18 protein-coding genes and 2 pseudogenes are annotated in these 16962 nt (G+C 61.1%); 10 read left to right on the forward strand and 10 right to left on the reverse strand.

The window, feature by feature from the left end; genetic code table 11:
* From REH34_RS04450 to REH34_RS04460, 3 genes are read left to right on the forward strand one after another with little or no spacing between them, the layout of a single operon-like run.
* The gene (locus REH34_RS04450) at positions 1-300 is read left to right on the forward strand and encodes a hypothetical protein (protein ID WP_311970925.1); all 300 of its coding nucleotides are present in this window, start codon (positions 1-3) and stop codon (positions 298-300) included.
* Complete coding sequence (locus tag REH34_RS04455) at positions 297-1286, forward strand: GTP-binding protein (protein ID WP_311970926.1); 990 nt, start codon at positions 297-299, stop codon at positions 1284-1286. The genes REH34_RS04450 and REH34_RS04455 overlap by 4 nt, the downstream gene beginning before the upstream one ends.
* Positions 1283-2467: an extracellular solute-binding protein gene (locus REH34_RS04460; RefSeq protein ID WP_311970927.1), complete on the forward strand. Its 1185-nt coding sequence runs from the start codon at positions 1283-1285 to the stop codon at positions 2465-2467. The genes REH34_RS04455 and REH34_RS04460 overlap by 4 nt, the downstream gene beginning before the upstream one ends.
* A 223-nt stretch (positions 2468-2690) precedes the next feature.
* Here the strand turns inward: REH34_RS04460 and REH34_RS04465 are convergent.
* Positions 2691-3149, reverse strand: a pseudogene (locus REH34_RS04465) (IS21 family transposase); the annotation flags it as partial.
* Positions 3145-3375, reverse strand: a pseudogene (locus REH34_RS04470) (site-specific integrase); the annotation flags it as partial. The pseudogenes REH34_RS04470 and REH34_RS04465, both read right to left, overlap by 5 nt.
* Positions 3376-3477: 102 nt before the next feature.
* On the opposite strand from REH34_RS04470, the gene dusA reads away from it, so the two are divergent.
* Together dusA and tal are read left to right on the forward strand one after the other, a co-directional pair.
* Entirely contained in the window at positions 3478-4488 is a 1011-nt protein-coding gene (gene dusA / locus REH34_RS04475) for a tRNA dihydrouridine(20/20a) synthase DusA (RefSeq protein ID WP_311970928.1), read from the forward strand.
* A gap of 133 nt (positions 4489-4621) precedes the next feature.
* On the forward strand, positions 4622-5548 hold the full coding sequence (gene tal, locus REH34_RS04480) for a transaldolase (RefSeq protein ID WP_226506500.1): 927 nt from the start codon (positions 4622-4624) through the stop codon (positions 5546-5548).
* Positions 5549-5689: 141 nt separating this feature from the next.
* Here tal and rssC read toward each other — a convergent pair whose 3' ends face one another.
* Both rssC and rssB read right to left on the reverse strand, forming a co-directional pair.
* Entirely contained in the window at positions 5690-6172 is a 483-nt protein-coding gene (gene rssC / locus REH34_RS04485; RefSeq protein ID WP_226506501.1) for an anti-sigma factor antagonist RssC, read from the reverse strand.
* Complete coding sequence (gene rssB, locus REH34_RS04490; protein ID WP_226506502.1) at positions 6169-7353, reverse strand: two-component system response regulator RssB; 1185 nt, start codon at positions 7351-7353, stop codon at positions 6169-6171. The genes rssC and rssB overlap by 4 nt, the downstream gene beginning before the upstream one ends.
* 274 nt (positions 7354-7627) lie before the next feature.
* Here rssB and REH34_RS04495 point away from each other — a divergent pair, with 274 nt between their 5' ends.
* Positions 7628-7924, forward strand: coding sequence for a PilZ domain-containing protein (locus REH34_RS04495; protein ID WP_226506503.1), 297 nt, complete (start codon positions 7628-7630; stop codon positions 7922-7924).
* A 54-nt stretch (positions 7925-7978) separates the two neighbouring features.
* On the opposite strand, the gene REH34_RS04500 is transcribed toward REH34_RS04495, so the two are convergent.
* Positions 7979-8650 carry a VacJ family lipoprotein gene (locus REH34_RS04500; protein WP_311972040.1) on the reverse strand — a complete coding sequence of 224 codons (672 nt, stop codon included), beginning with the start codon at positions 8648-8650 and terminating at the stop codon, positions 7979-7981.
* Positions 8651-8902: 252 nt separating this feature from the next.
* Here REH34_RS04500 and REH34_RS04505 point away from each other — a divergent pair, with 252 nt between their 5' ends.
* The gene (locus REH34_RS04505; RefSeq protein WP_311970929.1) at positions 8903-9169 is read left to right on the forward strand and encodes a DUF4404 family protein; all 267 of its coding nucleotides are present in this window, start codon (positions 8903-8905) and stop codon (positions 9167-9169) included.
* Between the two features lie 107 nt (positions 9170-9276).
* On the opposite strand, the gene queF is transcribed toward REH34_RS04505, so the two are convergent.
* Entirely contained in the window at positions 9277-10107 is an 831-nt protein-coding gene (gene queF, locus REH34_RS04510; protein WP_226506505.1) for an NADPH-dependent 7-cyano-7-deazaguanine reductase QueF, read from the reverse strand.
* A gap of 80 nt (positions 10108-10187) precedes the next feature.
* Positions 10188-10682, reverse strand: coding sequence for a cupredoxin family protein (locus tag REH34_RS04515; protein WP_311970930.1), 495 nt, complete (start codon positions 10680-10682; stop codon positions 10188-10190).
* Between the two features lie 205 nt (positions 10683-10887).
* Here REH34_RS04515 and REH34_RS04520 point away from each other — a divergent pair, with 205 nt between their 5' ends.
* Together REH34_RS04520 and REH34_RS04525 are read left to right on the forward strand one after the other, a co-directional pair.
* Complete coding sequence (locus tag REH34_RS04520; protein WP_311972041.1) at positions 10888-11565, forward strand: heavy metal response regulator transcription factor; 678 nt, start codon at positions 10888-10890, stop codon at positions 11563-11565.
* Entirely contained in the window at positions 11562-12938 is a 1377-nt protein-coding gene (locus tag REH34_RS04525) for a heavy metal sensor histidine kinase (protein ID WP_311970931.1), read from the forward strand. The genes REH34_RS04520 and REH34_RS04525 overlap by 4 nt, the downstream gene beginning before the upstream one ends.
* A 79-nt stretch (positions 12939-13017) precedes the next feature.
* Here the strand turns inward: REH34_RS04525 and REH34_RS04530 are convergent, their stop codons facing one another.
* The 3 genes from REH34_RS04530 to REH34_RS04540 all read right to left on the reverse strand — a co-directional run bounded on the left by REH34_RS04530 (position 13018) and on the right by REH34_RS04540 (position 16268).
* The gene (locus REH34_RS04530) at positions 13018-14262 is read right to left on the reverse strand and encodes a lipoprotein-releasing ABC transporter permease subunit (protein ID WP_311970932.1); all 1245 of its coding nucleotides are present in this window, start codon (positions 14260-14262) and stop codon (positions 13018-13020) included.
* A 67-nt stretch (positions 14263-14329) separates the two neighbouring features.
* Positions 14330-15013 carry a lipoprotein-releasing ABC transporter ATP-binding protein LolD gene (gene lolD, locus REH34_RS04535; protein WP_226506509.1) on the reverse strand — a complete coding sequence of 228 codons (684 nt, stop codon included), beginning with the start codon at positions 15011-15013 and terminating at the stop codon, positions 14330-14332.
* Positions 15014-15020: 7 nt separating this feature from the next.
* Positions 15021-16268 (reverse strand): lipoprotein-releasing ABC transporter permease subunit, encoded by a 1248-nt coding sequence (locus tag REH34_RS04540; protein WP_226506510.1) that lies wholly within the window; start codon positions 16266-16268, stop codon positions 15021-15023.
* Between the two features lie 95 nt (positions 16269-16363).
* Here REH34_RS04540 and REH34_RS04545 point away from each other — a divergent pair, with 95 nt between their 5' ends.
* Positions 16364-16954 (forward strand): PilZ domain-containing protein, encoded by a 591-nt coding sequence (locus REH34_RS04545; RefSeq protein WP_226506511.1) that lies wholly within the window; start codon positions 16364-16366, stop codon positions 16952-16954.
* Positions 16955-16962 lie beyond the last annotated feature (8 nt).

The raw sequence follows: 16962 nt of genomic DNA on the forward strand, positions 1-16962 counted from the left end.
ATGTGTGGACTGTGTGGCCTGTTGGGCGAAGACATTCACTGGAGCGACCCCTTGGGTGACACCTTGCCACGGCGCCGCGAGCGCTTGCGGCGGATCGCGGCGATCAACCACGTGCTCGCCCCCTTCCGCCTGACGGTCAGTGATTTCCAGGGCGCCGCGTACCTGCTGCACGGCGCCACCGGGCGCCAGGAAATGGCCAGCGGCCTGGATGAACTCTGGAGCAAGGCCGGCGCCATTCTCGGCCGCGCTGTGGACCCGCTTGATCTGCGCGTGCTGGAACATCTGGAGACCCATCGATGAGTATCCCGCTGAACGTCATCACCGGCTTCCTCGGCAGCGGCAAGACCACCCTGCTCAAGCGCTTGCTCAGTGACCAGGCACTGGGTGATACCGTGGTGCTGATCAACGAGTTCGGCGAAGTCGGCCTGGACCATCTGCTGATCGAAGCAATAGCCCCCGACGCGATACTGCTGCCCAGCGGTTGCGTGTGCTGCTCGGTGCGCGGCGACCTCAAGGCCGCACTGCTCACGCTTGAAGGGCGCCGCCAGCGCGGTGAGCTGCCGGCCTTTCACCGGGTGTTGCTGGAAACCACCGGCCTGGCCGACCCAGCGCCCATCCTCGCGACCTTGGCCAAGGACGCCAATCTGCGCGGTCATTACCATCTGGGCTTGATGATTACCGTGGTCGATGCCTTGCACGCCGAACTGCAGGAACGCCTGCATCCGGAGTGGCTGGCGCAGGTCGCTGCCGCCGATCGCTTGTTGCTGAGCAAGGACGATCTGGTCCCTGGCGACGTGCTGGAGCAGTTGCGCGAGCGGCTCATGCAGCTCAACGGCGATGCCCCGCAGCGGCTCAGCCGCGACGTGGGCGGTGGCGACGAACTGCTGTGGGGCGAGGGGCTTGGCGGCGCCAGGATAGAGGCTGAAGTCGCCCGCTGGCAGTTGCTCAAACCGTTCGACAGCCTGCGCCATGGCGAGGCCCAGGTATGCTGCCTGACCCTCGACGAACCGCTGGACTGGATGGCCTTCGGCGTGTGGCTTTCCATGCTGTTAAGATGCCACGGTGAACGTGTTCTCAGAGTCAAGGGCATCCTCGAAGTGATCAACAGCGACCAACCCATCGTTATTCACGGCGTGCAGCATTGCCTGCACGCCCCACTGCATTTGCCCCGCTGGCCCACTGGCGAGCGCGGCTCGCGGCTGGTGTTCATCGTTCGCGGCCTGGACCCCGACCTGCTGCGCCGCTCGTTCGCCGCCTTTCTACAACCGCCGAGCCTGGCCGCATGAGCGAACCCATCACCCTGCGAGTACTTGGCACCTCGGTCACGCTGATCGAATCCATCCGCCAGCGCGCCGAAGAGGAACTGGGGATCCGCCTGGTCTATCAGATTCATGAAGTGCAGCAGGCCCAACGCATCGCCGTCATGCACCCGGACAGCTACGACCTCTACGACCAATGGTTTCATAACGTCGACCTGGTCTGGCCGGCACGCGCGATACAACCCATCGACACCCGCCGCCTGGCGCTGTGGGAAGAAATCAACGACCTGCCCAAACGTGGGCGCTTGAACCCCGACGATCGCCTGGCCACCGGCAGCCTGCCGTGCGATCGCCTGTTCGTGCAGCACGATGGCAATCTGGGCAACCGTCCTGGCGAGTTCATCAGCATGCTGCCCCTCACCCACAATGCCGACAGTTTCGCCTATCGCCCGGAGCGCCTGCCGGCGGGCCTGGCGGGTGCCGAGGAGAGCTGGTCGTGGCTGGTGGATGAACAATGGTGTGGACGCATCGCCTTGCAGAGCGACGCATCGATCGGCGCCCTCGATGCGGCCCTCGCGGTACAGGCAGCGGGTTTGGCCAGCTTCAACAATATCGGCAACCTTGATCTGGATGAAATCGACCGCCTGGCCAAAGTGTTGATAGAAAAACAGCGCCACGGACACTTTGCCGGGTTCTGGTCCGATGGGCAGGAGGCCGGCGAGTTGATGTTGCAACCGCGCATCGATATCCAGAGCCTGTGGTCGCCCACCCTCATGCAATTGCACCGCGCTGGCGTGCAATATCGCCTGGCGGTGCCCAAGGAAGGTTACCGCGCCTGGTTCGGCGGCCTGTCGCTGTCGCGCTGCGCACAGGGCCGCGTACGTGATGCGGCCTATGCGTACCTGAACTGGTGGCTGGCGGGCTGGCCCGGCGCGGTCATGGCCCGACAAGGGTTCTATATCTCCAATCCGTTGCGCGCACGGGACCATTTGAGCGCGGCCGAATGGGATTACTGGTATGACGGCAAGCCAGCGCGCGAGGAACTGCCCGGTAGCGACGGCTTGCCGTTGATTGACGTTGGCCTGTGTCGGGAAGGTGGTTCCTATGCCCAACGCATGGGCCACATCAGCGTCTGGAACTCGGTGATGGACGAACACAACTACCTGGTCAGGCGCTGGGCGGACTTCTTGCGCTCGGGGACTCGCTAAGCTGCCCGGACGGCAAAATCCCCAGCTTTGCGGCGGCCCTGGCAGCGGACTTCTTCATTTCAAAATCATGGCTATGGTTAGCCAGCGCATGCGGCCTCTGTCGATGTGTAGGCTGCTGCTCGGCACTCGACCCATTTGAGCTTTAGTGCAAACGCGTACGCTTTATATCCGGCTCCGGGGCTCGCCGAAAAAAAGTGAAGCAGCGTTAGTGCGAACCCAGTCAGTCGGGCAGTCTCTGCGACCATGTGGCTTCGGCGAAGGTGTAGCGCGACGCCCAGGACAGCGACGAACATCTTGGCCTGCCGGATTTCGACGGTCTATCGGTCGATGATTGGCGTGTTTTGTCCGGCGTAATCGCCGAACAACTTTTTGCCGGCACGATGCTCCTGACGCATGACCACGGCGAGCTTGGCCTCCCAGAGGCGGTAGTGCTCGCAGAACCGGCGGTACTGGAAGCCTTGCGAGTGAGCGAGTCGATATCCCTGCCGTTACGTCGGGTGGGCGCAACTCGGCATGCGCCCACACCCAATCAGGTATCGGCCTTTGATCGCGGGGACGATGGGCGGTGGCGGAAAAGATGCTGCTGTCACTCGGCAGCAGTCAGCGCAGATGGCCATGTGATGCCGCTGGCAGCAAATCGATTGAGGTACTCACCGACGCTGGCTCGGCCTACTAGCAAGCTGGCGGTCGATCATGTCTTTGACGCTGACGCCTTGGCGGGCGAGGCGCTCTATCGCACCTGGTTGAGCGAGCTCGGCCTCTCGTCGACGGGCCCAGGCTTGGGCAGCCTGTTTCCGGGCGAAAGTCTGGCTCTCTTGATAGACTTGCAGCCCTTCACGGGCCAAGCGGATTTGAACGGTGTAACTGGCCGTTCCGTCAGCTCTGAGTCGCTTTCTTATCGTAGCCATGGGCAACTGGTACACGCCTGATTTCAACTGGTACATTGTACCGGCGACCCTCAAAAAACGTCCGAAATCGCCTGAAAACCGGCCTAAAACGCGCAGAGTAAAATGTTAGAAAATGTAGCTGAACGCCACGTAAAACCTGCTGCGGAGCCCTCCCGCCGCTTCAGCGTTGCACCTATGATGGACTGGACAGACCGCCACTGCCGCCACTTCCTGCGCCTTCTGTCCCGCAACACCCTCCTCTACACCGAAATGGTCACCACCGGCGCCCTGCTTCATGGCGACACCGACCGCTTCCTGCGTTACGACGACACTCAGCATCCCCTGGCCCTGCAGTTAGGCGGCAGCAACCCCTCCGACCTCGCCGCATGCGCGAAGATCGCCGAGCAATACGGCTACGACGAGGTAAACCTCAACGTCGGCTGCCCGAGCGACCGGGTGCAGAACAACATGATCGGGGCCTGCCTGATGGGCCACCCCGCCCTTGTGGCAGATTGCGTCAAGGCCATGCGCGACGCGGTGTCGATCCCCATCACGGTCAAGCATCGCATTGGCATCAACGGCCGCGATTCCTACGCCGAGCTGTGCGATTTCGTTGGACAGGTGAGCGAAGCCGGCTGCGGCAGTTTCACCGTGCATGCGCGCATCGCCATCCTCGAAGGCCTGTCGCCGAAGGAAAATCGCGATATCCCGCCGCTGCGCTATGACGTCGCCGCTCAGTTGAAACAGGATTTTGCGGCGCTGGAGATCGTGCTCAACGGCGGTATCAAGACGCTTGCCGACTGCCACACGCATTTGCAGACGTTCGATGGCGTGATGCTGGGTCGCGAGGCATATCACAACCCGTATCTGCTGGCTGAGGTCGACCAGCAACTTTTCGGCAGCACGGCGCCGGTGATTACCCGCAGCGAAGCACTAGACCAGTTGCGCCCGTATATCGCCAAGCACGTGGCCGAGGGCGGTACGATGCACCATGTGACCCGCCACGTACTGGGGCTGGCGCTGGGCTTCCCAGGGGCGCGCAAGTTCCGCCAGATGCTGTCGGTGGATATTCATAAGCACCCTGACCCGTTGCAGGTGCTGGACCAAGCGGCGCTGATCATCGAGGGTAGATGAAACCTGCGGAACCACTGGCCGCGTCGGCACTCGAACGGGATATCCTTATCGATTCAGCAGTAGGGCCAAAGCCTTGAGGCGCCGCAACTGCTGGAGTATTGTCGTCCAACCGCAAAAGGACTAGAGAGCGCTCATGACTTCCAAGCTGGAACAACTCAAGCAATTCACCACTGTGGTCGCGGACACCGGCGATCTGGACGCGATCACCCGTCTCAAGCCAGTGGACGCCACTACCAACCCGTCGCTGCTGCTCAAGGCTGCATCGATCGCCGGTTACGCCGACATCCTCAAGAAGGTAGTCGAGGGCAACAACGGCGACGTGGGCCTGGCCTGCGACCGTTTTTCGGTTGAAGTGGGCAGCGGTATCCTCAAAGTCATCCCTGGCCGTATCTCCACCGAGGTCGACGCGCGCCTGTCGTTCGACACTCCAGCGCTGCTGAAGAAGGCCAATCAACTGATCGAGCTGTATGACAAAGCTGGCGTCAGCCGCGACCGCGTACTGATCAAGCTGGCGTCCACCTGGGAAGGCATTCGCGCCGCCGAACAGCTTGAGCGCGATGGTATCCAGTGCAACCTGACCCTGCTGTTCTCCTTTGCTCAGGCTCAGGCCTGCGCCGACGCAGGCGTGTTCCTGATTTCGCCGTTCGTAGGCCGCATCTACGACTGGTACAAGAAGGCCAACAACACCGATTACACCGGTAGCGACGATCCGGGCGTGAAGTCGGTGACGCGCATTTACGATTACTACAAGACCAACGATTACAAGACCGTGGTCATGGGGGCGAGCTTCCGCAACCTGAACCAGATCGAGAAGCTGGCCGGCTGCGATCGCCTGACCATCAGCCCTGAACTGCTGCAGAAGCTGTCTGAAGATCAAGGCGAGTTGCCGCGCATCCTCAAGCCAGGCACCACCGGCGAAGCGCGCAAGACGTTGAGCGAGGCCGAGTTCCGCTGGGAGTCCAACGAAGACGCCATGGCGACGGAGAAGCTAGCCGAAGGCATCCGTCAGTTCGCTCGCGACCAAGAGAAGCTGGAGGCGTTGCTGCAAGGCAAGGCTTGAGTAGTTACGAGATCTAAAAAGGGCGACTCGTTTGAGTCGCCCTTTTTTATGCGCAGCTTGGGGGGTTAGTTCTGCTAACCACGCCAGCCGCTCGGTGGCCTGATGGTTTCTGGGGCAGAGCCTGGTCGCACAAGGAACGGGTCAGCTACGCTCGAGGGCATTGACCAGGTCGTGGAAAGCTTCACGATTCGAATCGTTGAGGCCCATGAGGATTTTGTGCGCTTCGAGCACCTTGGCCTTGACGATGTCCTCGGACTGATCCTGGGACGGCAGATCGGTCAGGCAGTCAGTGCAAGGGATCGGCCGATTGACGATGTTAAACACCTGATCGAAGCCCATGGAAGCCAGCAGGCGCGTGATGTCCTCGTGGGTCGTCACGACGGTGGGGAGCAAACCGACTTTCTGCCGCGAAAGGATCGACAGCTTGGCCAGCAAGCCAAGTGTGGTGCTGTCGATACTGCGGGTTTCGGTGAGATCGATGACGATCGCAGAGAAATTCAGGGCAGTGAAGATTTTTTCAATAGTCGCATCCAGCGCCGAACACAACGTCAGACGCACTTCACCGACGAATTTCAGAACGAACGTACCATTCTGCTCGGCGAACTGGATTCTACCAGTACTCATTCAAGGTTCCTGCTTAACACTAGGAGGGCGATATCGTCCGGCATCTCCCCCAGCGTGGCCAATCCAAACTTTTGACGTAACCCATCCAGGGAACCGCCTGCTGCTTTGACTATTTCAGGCAAGGCAGTCTCTTTGTCTTTGAGCGTTTCACCCGGCAAAAGATCCAGAATGCCATCAGACAGCAGCGTCAAGCTGAAACGTTCCGGCAATTCAATCACATGGTCAGTATAGGTGGCCTCGTCGAATAGACCGACCGGCAGGCCACGACCATCCAGGTACCGCGCCTGATCTTCAGTATAGAGCACGGGGAGCGGCAGATGGCCACCAATGCTGTACGTCAGGAGACCAGTATGCTCGTCAATCACGCCGCCGACCATGGTCACGTGCTTGCCAAGCTTGCAATTGATCAGACCGCGGTTGATATGCCCAAGCACATCCGACGGTTTGAACTCGGGCATGCTGCCCCCACGCCGCGATTCGAACATCAGCCGCGTGGTCATGAACTTCAACAGCACCGTGACGAAGGCCGATGAGGCACCGTGCCCAGACACATCAGCCAGATAGAATGCCACGCGATGCTCGTCAACGCGAAAGCAGTCGACGAAATCACCCGACAGGTACAACGACGGAATGATCTGGTGCTCGAACTTGAAGCCATCGGTGACCCACGGGTTGACCGGCAACATGTTCATCTGCACCTGCCGCCCGGCGTTCTGGTCCTCCTGCAACAGGTGCAGGCTTGCCTCGAGCTCGCGGTTGGCGGTTTCCAGCTTGTCGCGATAGCGCTGGTTTTCCAGCAGCAGGTGCGAACGATCCAGTGCCCGGCGAACCGAATGCTCCAGCACCGCCAAGTCTTCGAGCGGCTTGATCAAGTAATCGGCCGCACCCAGGCGCAACGCCTCGACCGCGTCGTTCATCACCCCTGCGCCCGAGAGCACGATCACTGGCGTCTGCGGCGAGCGCTCGGTGACCTGGCGAATCAACTCGAGCCCGCCCACCTGTGGCATGCGCAGGTCGCAGATCACGAGGTCGGGCTGCTTTTGCTCGAACACCTGAAGGCCCAACAGACCATTACTGGCCTGCAGGACACTGAAGCCGCTGTCTTCGAGGTAGGCTGCAAGGCTTTCGCGCACTACATCGTCGTCATCGATTAACAGCAGCGTGGCACTGGTTTTCTGCATGTGGGCAAACGGCGCCAGAAATAGGTGGATGTAAAGGAGTTCGGCCTGGGCTGCACTCGCCTACTGGATTCGCTTCCAGCCTCTCTTATACTGGGTACAGCGGGATGACAATCCCAGCTGCGGCAAATATTAGAGGTGCCCTGTAAGGCGCAGACGGTACTCCCATCCGGCAGGGGTTTCAAGCTTGCACCGATGGTCGCCTGACGTCTTTACACGGCAAATGACCGGGAGTTATAAAAACCCCCTGAACAGCAACGATATGGAAGTATCAAGCATGAGCCAGAGCGACAGGGATTACAGCGAAAAACGCGATTACATCCGCATGACAATCGATGCCAACGTCACATTGCATTTCAAGGGGCTGGAGTTCAGCGGGGTGTGCATCGATCTGTCGAGCAATGGCATGCAGGTCAAATCCCGGTCGCAACTGACTGTGGGTGACGTACTGGCAGTTCATTTACCCTCCCCTACGCCGAACCTCGATCCGTACAACGTCGACGCCGAGGTGGTGCGCGTTGAAGACCTGGGCGACGGCGAGCAGATCCTTGGCTTGGCCACGGCGCCAGCCTGAGCAACAGCCACAAAAAAGGCGACCGATGGGTCGCCTTTTTCGTATCAGGATAAATCAGAAGTCGTCTTTGACCTGACCATCCTTGACCTTGAACTCGCGGTTCTGCAGGAACGCATTGCGAACGAAGGTGTAGCGATCGCCATTGATCAGCTTCTCCGACGACAGCAGGTTCGCGCGGGTATCGAGCAAGTTGATGCCGAACGCGGTGTTGCGCACCGGCACATCGTTCACGTAGCGATACGGAGCGGTGTAGGTGTCAGGGTACTTGGCGAAGGCGTCACGCACAGTGCTCGGACCGAAGAACGGCAATACCAGGTACGGACCGCTGCTCACGCCCCAGTAACCGAGGGTCTGACCGAAGTCTTCGTCGTTGCGCTGCAGGCCCATCTTGGTGCCGACATCGATGACGCCGAGCAAGCCGAAGGTGGTGTTGAAGATCAGGCGCGCGGTGTCGATACCGGCAGCGCGAGGCTTGGCCTGGAAGATATCGTTGGCCAGGTTGGTGACGTCACCGATGTTCTGGAAGAAGTTGTGCACGCCGTCCTGAACGAACTGTGGGGTGATTTTCTGGTAGCCCTGAGCCAGAGGCTTGAGGGTATAGGTGTCGACGGTATCGTTGAACTTGAACACCGGGCGGTTGAAACCGGCCCAAGGATCAGGATTCACATCATCTGCTGCTTGAGCCGCCACAGGCGCCAGGAAAGCGGTTGCCAGAACACAGGCCATGGCCAATCGATCGAGGCTTGCCGAGCCGATCTTGCGCATATACATACTCCCTTTAAAAACAATTGGCGGGCACGAAGGCCGGTTCGAAAAAAACCAAGTATAAGGCCACCTGAAACATTTTTGCGTATCAACAGTATGAATGATTGGTATCAAGCGCAGCGAGTGTGCATGGATTATGCTCAAGGGGTAGCCATGGACCTTTGCAGCGGCGCTGCGGTCAATGGTTGTGCCTATCCTAGAAGGGAGATCCACATGCCTGCCGCACAACTGCAAGAACAATTGATCGCCCTGCGTGAACAGTTGGACCAGAACCCTACGCTGAGCCTGGATGAACGCGACCGCGTCCATGATTTGATGCAACAGATCGAGAGCGAGATCGCTCTGGAAGAAGCTACTCAGGAACGACCAAGCATGGTCGACAGTATCAATGTCGCCGCCGAGACCTTCGAGGCCGAACATCCCACGGTCGCCGGGGTATTGCGCAATATTGCCGTGACATTGGGCAATATCGGAGTGTGACCGATAACCCTTGCGACGCCTTCGCGGACAAGCCTTGCTCCCACAAGTGTACGACTATGTATTGGTGGACACTGTAGGAACGAAGCCTGCTCGCGAAGAGGCCCTCACTACTGACGCACCAACCGAACGTTACTCACATCCAGCGCCTCGGTGCTGCGGTACGGATTGATATCCAGCCCGCCTCGGCGCACATAACGTGCGTACACCGTCAGCGACTGCGGCTTGAGCAAGCGCTGCAGGTCTAGAAAGATCCGCTCCACGCACTGCTCGTGGAAATCAGAGTGCTGGCGAAAGCTCACCAGATACGCCAGCAGACTGGCATGGTCCAGCGCCGCGCCCTTGTAGGTCACCACCACGGTGCCCCAATCAGGCTGGCTGGTGACTGGGCAGTTGGACTTGAGCAGGTGGCTGTAGACACTCTCCTCTTCGACCCTCGCGGCATCGCAGCGCAGCAACTCCGGTTGCGGGTGCTCGTACTGGCTGACGCTGATATCCAGATCATCGATGCACACCCCCGGGAGCTTCGCCACGCCATCCGCCTGCACGTCGTCCAGGCTGCGGATCCTCACGCCCACCGGTTTACCTGCGGCGGCCGACAGGTCCTTTTCCAGCACGACCCGCAGCTCGTCATTACTGGCGAACGGCGTCTGGTTCAACGAATTGAGATACAGCTTGAAGGATTTAGACTCGATGATGTTGGGTGAGTCCGCCGGGATGCTGAACTCGCCGATCGCTACCACCGGCTTGCCGGAAGGCAGCAGCCAGGACAGCTCGAAACAATTCCAGAAGTCCACGCCCTGATACGGCAGGGTGTCGGCGGTCAAACCCAGTTCGGCCCATTTCGCCGCGCGTGGAATAGGGAACAGCAGCGATGGCGTGTACGTAGCGATGTACTCGCTGGACTTGCCCAGCGGAGAGTGTTCGGCGGCGGGGTGCATGGCAATAACCTGACTGAATAAACGCCGACAGTTTATCGGGTTTACGTGCCGGTTTCAGCGCCCATGGTCCGCCGGGGCGGTTATTTGTCGACTGTCAACCGACCGACCATGCCGGCCTGGTAATGGCCGGGTTCGTTGCAGGCGAATTCCAGCGCGGTGGCGCGGGTAAAGGTCCAGGTCAGCTCGCCACTTTCACCCGGCTTGAGGGTGATGCTGTTGGCGTCGTGGTGCATGCCGGTCATGGCACCGTGGGCGTCCTTGTCGTGGACCATGGTCGCCATCGCGAGCATTTCCTTTTGATGACTGGCCTGCAGAGCGGCATCGCCCAGCGTGAACTCATGCACCACTGCGCCGGTGTTGGCCAGCTCGAAGCGCACCGTCTCGCCTGCTTTGATTTCCACGGCATTGGGGGAGAAGGACATGTCCGCCAGGGTTACCTTGACGGTGCGGGTGGCCTGGCTGGCCTTGGCGGCGTGGCCGAAGTCGAAGCTGGCCTCGTTGGCAACGGCGATGCCGCTGATGGCGCTACCGGCCAGGACCAGTGTGGCGATACTCAAGTGACGAATGAAGTTCATGCGCGGTCCTCTCCAGATCCGTGGCAAATCGGGTCCTGCCCTGGGGGTATTAGGCCCCTGGATGCAGGCTATGGGACACTGTAGGCCTGCGGCGCTGGCAGCGACCTGACACGCGCATTACAACTTTGTCAGCTAACCCGCCAGCCTCAGCGCACAGGGTATAAAGCCCATGCACTGCTCCTTGCCTGCCATTACCGAGCGCCAGATGAAACTGTTGATCGTCGAAGACCAAGTCAAAACCGGACATTACCTGCGCCAAGGCCTGCAGGAAGCCGGTTATGCCGTCGAGCTGGTCAACGACGGCCTCAGCGGTCAGCACCTGGCGCTGAGCGGCGACTACAGCCTGCTGATCCTCGACGTGATGCTGCCGCAACGCGATGGCTGGCAGATCCTCCAGGCCGTGCGCGGCGCCGGGATGGACGTACCCGTGCTGTTTCTGACCGCCCGCGACAGCGTTGCCGATCGCGTGCATGGGCTGGAACTGGGCGCTGACGACTACCTGATCAAACCCTTCGCCTTCGCCGAACTGCTGGCACGGGTGCGCACGCTGCTGCGCCGTGGTGCCCAGCCCGCCCAGGAAACCAGCCTGGAAGTCGACGATCTGCGCCTGGACCTGATTCGCCGCCGCGTCGAGCGCGGCCACCAGCGAATCGACCTTACCGCCAAGGAATTCGCGCTGCTGGAGCTGCTCATGCGCCGCCGCGGTGAGGTACTGCCCAAGTCACTGATCGCCTCCCAGGTGTGGGACATCAATTTCGACAGCGACACCAACGTCATCGAGGTCGCCATTCGCCGCCTGCGCCTGAAGATCGATGACGAGCACCCGGAAAAACTGATTCATACCGTACGCGGCATGGGCTACGTGCTGGAGGCCCGGCATTGAAACTGTCGCTGAGTGCGCGCCTGGCGCTGTTATTCGCCGCCTGCACCGCGCTGGTGTCGCTGGTGGCGGGGCTGCTGTTCAATGCCGCCAGCGAGGCACACTTTCTCGAGCTCGATCAGCAGTTGCTGGATAGCCGCATGGCCAGCCTGCGTGGGGTATTGGTGGGCGTCGAGGACCAAGCGAGTTTCGAGGCACGGCGCCCGATACTGCAGCTCGAACTGGCGCGGCAACCCGATGAGGGTTTGCGCGTCTTTGCGGCCAATGGCGCATCGGACGGCGCGGCAGACAGCGCCGAATGGTTCAACAGCCGCCCCGCCCTCCCCGCCGCCGCGCCAACCGCCGGGCTGTCGACTTTGCACACGGGCCATGGCGAATTTCGCACCTACAGCGCGCCTCTTGATCCACGACAGCCTAAGTCCCCGCGCCTCACCCTGCTGCTCGACATCACTCACCACCAGCACTTTTTGCAGCGCATGCAAGGGCTGATCTGGCTGACCGTGGGGCTCTCGGCACTGGCCACCGCCTTGCTCGGGGCCTGGGCCGCGCGCCTGAGCCTGCGACCGTTGCGGCGCATGACCGAACTGGCCGCGGGAGTATCGGCGCAATCGCTGACCACGCGCTTGCCGATGCAAGGGCTGCCACCGGAACTGGCCGATCTCGGCCAGTCGCTGAATGCCATGCTTGCCCGGCTCGATGACGCCTTTACGCGGCTGTCGGCGTTCTCGGCCGATATCGCCCACGAGCTGCGCACGCCGCTGTCCAATCTGCTCACCCACACGCAAGTCACCCTTACCCGCCCACGCTCGGCAGCCGACTACGAAGAGGCCCTGCACAGCAATCTCGAAGACCTGCAATGGATGGCGCAACTGGTCAACGACATGCTCTACCTGGCCAAGGCAGAACACGGGTTGATGCCGGCCGGGCGTGAGCCGCTGAGCCTGGCGAACGAGGTGGATGGCTTGCTGGAGTTTTTCGCCCCACTGGCTGAAGAGGCTGGGGTGCGGCTGTTACGTCAGGGGGATGCCGACGTGCAAGGCGATCGCGGCATGCTGCGCCGGGCGCTGTCCAACCTGCTGGCTAATGCACTGCGCTTCACGTCGGCAGAGGGGCAAGTGCGCATATCACTGACGCACAGTGATGGGCAGGTGATTATCGAAGTCGCCAATCAGGGTGAAGCCATCCCGGAGCCTGCGTTGGCGCGATTGTTCGATCGCTTCTATCGCGCCGACTCTGCCCGCAGTGCCAGCCAAAGCGAGCATGCTGGCCTGGGACTGGCAATCACTCGATCCATCGTCCGCGCCCACGGCGGCAGTATCACCTGCAAGTGCACCGATGGCTGGACGCGATTCAGGGTGCTGCTACCCATCAGCTGATGATCCGCACACCTTGTGGCGCTCTCGCGAGCCTCTTCGGCGCCGAACGCGAGCGCAAGAGCACCCGGTCATTCGGCGATTACTCGTACCGCAGCGCGTGCGCCGGCTCGACCTGGGATGCACGCCACGCAGGATAGATAGTCGCCAGAAAGCTCATGATCAAACCGGCCGAGCAAATCACCGCCACGTCACTCCATTCCAGTTGCGACGGCAAGTTGCTGATGAAGTACACGTCCGACGTGAAGATATGCTGTCCGCTGACGCGCTCGACCCAGCCGACCATGGCGCTGACGTTGATCGCCGCGATCACCCCCAGCACGCCGCCGATCACCGTCCCTACCACACCGATCACCGTGCCCTGAACCATGAACACGCCCATGATCTGCCGCGGCGTGGCGCCAATGGTACGCAGGATGGCGATGTCTGCGCCCTTGTCGTTCACCACCATGATCAAGGTGGCGATGATGTTGAACGCCGCTACCGCGACGATCATCAACAGCAGCAGGCCGATCATGGTCTTCTCCATTTTCATGGCGCTGAACAGGCTGCCTTGGGTGTGGGTCCAGTCATCGGCCTGATAACCGGCGCCCAGGCTGGCAGCGATGGTTTTGGAGACCTCTGGTGCGGCGTACAGATCCTTCAGCTTGAGTCGAACGCTTTGCACCTGATTCGGCTGCCAGCGCTGCATGGTCGCCGCATCGGCGACGTTGATCAGGGCCATGCTGCTGTCCAGCTCGGCGCCGACCTTGAACACGCCCACCACCGTCAGGCGTTGCAGACGCGGGGTGATGCCGCCGGGCGCGGAACTGATCTCAGGCACGATCAGGGTGAACTTGTCACCCACCGTCAAGCCGAAACGCCGCGCGGTGATATCGCCGACCACTACACCAAACTCGCCTGGGCGCAGGTCCTGCAGGTTGCCGCGGGTTATGTGCTGCGCGACGATCGACACCTTGCCTTCCTGGGCTGGGTCGACGCCGCTGATCTGGATCGGCTGCATGGCGCCGCGAAACGAAATCATCCCGTCCATCTCGGTGAACGGCACCGCAGCCAGCACTTGCGGGTTTTTCAGCGCGGCATCGGCGACCGGACGCCAGTCGTCCAACGGCTGGGTGCCGACGATCATGGCATGGGGCACCATGCCGAGGATGCGGTCACTCATCTCGCGCTGGAAGCCGTTCATCACTGACAGCACCACGATCATCGCCAGGACGCCCAGGCCCAGGCCGATCATCGAGGTCATGGAAATGAACGAGATGAAATGGTTGCGGCGCTTGGCGCGGGTGTAGCGCGCGCCGATGAAGATCGATAAGGGTCTGAACATGAACGCACCGTGACAAAAAGAGTGGAGCAGGCGCGCCACCGACCAGCGGCGCGCCAGGCGAAGCCGATCAGATCGGGACCAGATGGCCCTCTTCGAGCTTCAGGACGCGATCCATCTGCCGAGCCAGGCTCAGGTCGTGGGTCACCACCAGAAACGCCGTGTTCAACGACGTACTCAGTTCCTGCATCAGGTCCTGAATACCTTGGGCCGTGTGCTGATCGAGGTTGCCGGTCGGCTCGTCGAGCATTACCAGGCCAGGGCGGTTGACCAACGCACGGGCGATGGCCACGCGCTGACGCTCGCCACCGGACAGTTCGGCAGGCTTGTGGGTCAGGCGGTGCGCCAGGCCGACGCGGGTCAGCAGCGCCGTGGCGCGCTCCTTGGCCTCGGGGATCGGCGTTTTACCGATCAGCAGGGGCATGCACACGTTTTCGAGCGCAGTGAACTCGGCCAGCAAATGGTGAAACTGGTACACGAAGCCTAGCGCGCGGTTGCGCAGCAGGCCGCGGTCACGCTCGTTGAGCGCCGACAGCTCTTCGCCGGCCAGCCATACGCTGCCCTGGCTCGGCGTGTCGAGGCCGCCGAGCATGTTCAGCAAGGTACTTTTGCCCGAGCCGGAGCTGCCGACAATGGCCACTCGCTCACCGGCCTGCAGTTCGAGCTGCAGATTGGCCAGCACCACCACCGATTCCGGGCCTTCGTCGTAGGACTTGCCCAGGTTGCGGCAACTCAGAACTGCTTTATCACTCATGCCCAACTCACTCATAACGTAACGCCTCCGCAGGCTGGGTACGCGCCGCGCGCCAGGCTGGATACAAGGTGGCGAGGAAGCTCAGGACCAGCGCCGCACCACAGACCATCAGCACGTCCTGGCTTTGCAGCTGCGACGGCAGATAGTCGATGAAATACACATCAGCATTCAGGAATTTATGACCGATCAGCCTTTCGAGCAGCGCCACCCCAGCGCTCACATTGAGCGCCGCAAGCATGCCCAGCGCCGCGCCGACGAAAGTGCCGACCACGCCGATCACCGTGCCCTGGACCATGAAGATCGCCATGATCTGCCCTGGCGTCGAGCCTAGGGTCCGCAGGATGGCGATGTCGCCGCGCTTGTCGTTGACCACCATCACCAGTGTGGAAATGATGTTGAACGCCGCCACCGCCACGATCAGCAACAGCAGCAGGCCGATCATGGATTTCTCCATGCCGATGGCCTGGTACAGATTGCCGTGGGTGCGCGTCCAGTCCCGCGAGTAGTAATCGTCGCCCAACTGGTGGGAAATCTCGTAGGCGGTGCGCGGTGCCTTGAACAGATCGGTGAACTTGAGCCGCAAGCCTTGTACCTGTTCCGGCTTCCAGCGGTGCAGCAAGCTGAGGTCCTGCAGGTTGGTGAGGCCGACGTAGCCGTCCAGCTCACCGGCGCCGACGTGAAAGATGCCGATCACGGTAAAGCGCTTCATGCGCGGGAACATGCCGCCGGGGGTCACGGTGACTTCAGGGGACACGAAGGTCACCTTGTCGCCCAGGGTCACGCCCAGCTTGGTCGCCGCCTTGTCGCCCAGCAGGATGCCGAACTCGCCAGGCTTGAGGGCATCCAGCGACCCTTGTTTGACGAACGCATCGATGATCGACACGTTGCGCTCTTGCGCCGGGTCGATACCGTTGAGCAGCATCTTTTGCACGCGGCCGTTGTTGGTCAGCAAACCCTGCATCTGGGTGAACGGCGCGACGGCCTCCACCTGCGGGTTCTGCTTGACGCGCGCGGCCAGCGCCTGCCAGTCGTCGATGGGTTTGGCGGACTCGATGGTGGCGTGTGGAACCATCCCGAGCACGCGGGTTCGCATCTCATGATCGAAGCCGTTCATGACCGAGAGGACGACGATCATCACGACAACGCCAAGGGCGAGTCCGATCATCGAGGTCAGGGATATGAACGACACAAAATGATTACGGCGTTTGGCACGGGTATAACGCGTGCCAATGAAAACGAAGAGAGGTCTGAACATGTCGGGGCTTGTTCGGGTGAAAGAAGAACGTCCTTGTGGCGGGGCTTGCCGAGCGGCCTTACACTCAGATTACCGCCAACACCATGGGTTCAACCATGTCGACATTAGATGAAGAAGATCGCCGCGAATACTATCGCATCAGTGATCATATCGCACTGGAAATTACCCCTTTGGCGGAGACTGACGCGATGGGGGCCGAGGTGTTGCAGGATGCTTCACCGCTTTTCAACCTGCTCAGCGAACTCCACCTGAGCGAGTTCGAATCCCAGCACCTGCTGCGCCAGCTGGGTGACAGCGATCGTACGCTGGGCAATTTCCTGCGCGCGCAGAACAAGCGCATCGACCTGCTCAGTCAGGTGGTCGCCCATACCCTGCTGGGCGAAATCGGCGAGACCGTGCCGGTGATCATTTCCGAAGGCGGCCTGGAATGCCAGATGCCGCAGTCATATCCGGTCGGCAGCCTGGTCAGCGTCAAGATCGTGCTCATGCCCCAGGCCTTGGGCTTGTTGCTGCGCGCCCGGGTCACTCGCGCCGATGCGGTCAGCCTGGGACATTACGAACTGGGCCTGGAATTCGACGGCATGACCGATGCCCAGCGGCAATTGCTGGCGCGCTACATTCTGCAAAAACAGGCGGCCGAACGGCGCCTGGCACGGGAGCACAGCGACGACCTGCCTGCGGCCTGACGCAGCGC

This window comes from Pseudomonas baltica (genome assembly GCF_031880315.1).
In the GTDB taxonomy this organism is placed as follows: domain Bacteria; phylum Pseudomonadota; class Gammaproteobacteria; order Pseudomonadales; family Pseudomonadaceae; genus Aquipseudomonas.

Excerpts from the sequence above, each read along its gene's own strand:
- REH34_RS04450 (WP_311970925.1), top strand. The coding sequence starts at position 1 with ATGTGTGGACTGTGTGGCCTGTTGGGCGAAGACATTCACTGGAGCGAC.
- REH34_RS04455 (WP_311970926.1), top strand. The coding sequence starts at position 297 with ATGAGTATCCCGCTGAACGTCATCACCGGCTTCCTCGGCAGCGGCAAG.
- REH34_RS04460 (WP_311970927.1), top strand. The coding sequence starts at position 1,283 with ATGAGCGAACCCATCACCCTGCGAGTACTTGGCACCTCGGTCACGCTG.
- dusA (WP_311970928.1), top strand. The coding sequence starts at position 3,478 with ATGTTAGAAAATGTAGCTGAACGCCACGTAAAACCTGCTGCGGAGCCC.
- tal (WP_226506500.1), top strand. The coding sequence starts at position 4,622 with ATGACTTCCAAGCTGGAACAACTCAAGCAATTCACCACTGTGGTCGCG.
- rssC (WP_226506501.1), bottom strand. The coding sequence starts at position 6,172 with ATGAGTACTGGTAGAATCCAGTTCGCCGAGCAGAATGGTACGTTCGTT.
- rssB (WP_226506502.1), bottom strand. The coding sequence starts at position 7,353 with ATGCAGAAAACCAGTGCCACGCTGCTGTTAATCGATGACGACGATGTA.
- REH34_RS04495 (WP_226506503.1), top strand. The coding sequence starts at position 7,628 with ATGAGCCAGAGCGACAGGGATTACAGCGAAAAACGCGATTACATCCGC.
- REH34_RS04500 (WP_311972040.1), bottom strand. The coding sequence starts at position 8,650 with ATGGCCTGTGTTCTGGCAACCGCTTTCCTGGCGCCTGTGGCGGCTCAA.
- REH34_RS04505 (WP_311970929.1), top strand. The coding sequence starts at position 8,903 with ATGCCTGCCGCACAACTGCAAGAACAATTGATCGCCCTGCGTGAACAG.
- queF (WP_226506505.1), bottom strand. The coding sequence starts at position 10,107 with ATGCACCCCGCCGCCGAACACTCTCCGCTGGGCAAGTCCAGCGAGTAC.
- REH34_RS04515 (WP_311970930.1), bottom strand. The coding sequence starts at position 10,682 with ATGAACTTCATTCGTCACTTGAGTATCGCCACACTGGTCCTGGCCGGT.
- REH34_RS04520 (WP_311972041.1), top strand. The coding sequence starts at position 10,888 with ATGAAACTGTTGATCGTCGAAGACCAAGTCAAAACCGGACATTACCTG.
- REH34_RS04530 (WP_311970932.1), bottom strand. The coding sequence starts at position 14,262 with ATGTTCAGACCCTTATCGATCTTCATCGGCGCGCGCTACACCCGCGCC.
- lolD (WP_226506509.1), bottom strand. The coding sequence starts at position 15,013 with ATGAGTGATAAAGCAGTTCTGAGTTGCCGCAACCTGGGCAAGTCCTAC.
- REH34_RS04540 (WP_226506510.1), bottom strand. The coding sequence starts at position 16,268 with ATGTTCAGACCTCTCTTCGTTTTCATTGGCACGCGTTATACCCGTGCC.
- REH34_RS04545 (WP_226506511.1), top strand. The coding sequence starts at position 16,364 with ATGTCGACATTAGATGAAGAAGATCGCCGCGAATACTATCGCATCAGT.